The sequence below is a fragment of the Neptuniibacter sp. 2_MG-2023 genome (genome assembly GCF_030547495.1).
In the GTDB taxonomy this organism is placed as follows: domain Bacteria; phylum Pseudomonadota; class Gammaproteobacteria; order Pseudomonadales; family Balneatricaceae; genus Neptuniibacter.
On the sequence record NZ_JAUOQC010000031.1, the window covers coordinates 1 to 925 of the forward strand.

The following is a 925-nucleotide window of genomic DNA, read 5'->3' on the forward strand; positions in this document are numbered from 1 at the left end:
TAGCGGTTAAGATGCCGTTTACCCGCGGCTAGACGGAAAGACCCCGTGAACCTTTACTACAGCTTCACAGTGGACTTTGATATTACTTGTGTAGGATAGCTGGGAGGCTTTGAAACTTTGTCGCTAGATAGAGTGGAGCCAATCTTGAAATACCAGCCTGGTAATATTGAGGTTCTAACCTAGGTCCCTAAGCGGGATCAGGGACATTGTGTGGTGGGTAGTTTGACTGGGGCGGTCTCCTCCCAAAGAGTAACGGAGGAGCACGAAGGTACCCTCAGCATGGTCGGAAATCATGCAATGAGCGCAAGAGTAGAAGGGTGCTTGACTGCGAGATAGACACATCGAGCAGGTACGAAAGTAGGTTCTAGTGATCCGGTGGTTCTGTATGGAAGGGCCATCGCTCAACGGATAAAAGGTACTCCGGGGATAACAGGCTGATACCGCCCAAGAGTTCACATCGACGGCGGTGTTTGGCACCTCGATGTCGGCTCATCACATCCTGGGGCTGAAGCCGGTCCCAAGGGTATGGCTGTTCGCCATTTAAAGTGGTACGCGAGCTGGGTTTAGAACGTCGTGAGACAGTTCGGTCCCTATCTGCCGTGGGCGTTTGAGATTTGAGAAGAGTTGCTCCTAGTACGAGAGGACCGGAGTGAACGAACCTCTGGTGTACCGGTTGTGATGCCAATTGCATTGCCGGGTAGCTACGTTCGGACGGGATAACCGCTGAAAGCATCTAAGCGGGAAGCCTCCTTCAAGATGAGATCTCACTGGGAACTTGATTCCCCTAAAGGGCCGTTGAAGACTACGACGTTGATAGGTTGGGTGTGGAAGCGCTGTGAGGCGTTGAGCTAACCAATACTAATTGCCCGTGAGGCTTGACCATATAACGCCCAAGGCGTTTGGCAAGTGATTGATTAGATATAGA

1 rRNA gene is annotated in these 925 nt (G+C 51.6%); it reads left to right on the forward strand.

Going from position 1 to position 925, the window contains the following annotated elements:
- Positions 1–883 (forward strand): 23S ribosomal RNA (locus Q4486_RS15740); the annotation flags it as partial.
- Between the last annotated feature and the right edge of the window lie 42 nt (positions 884–925).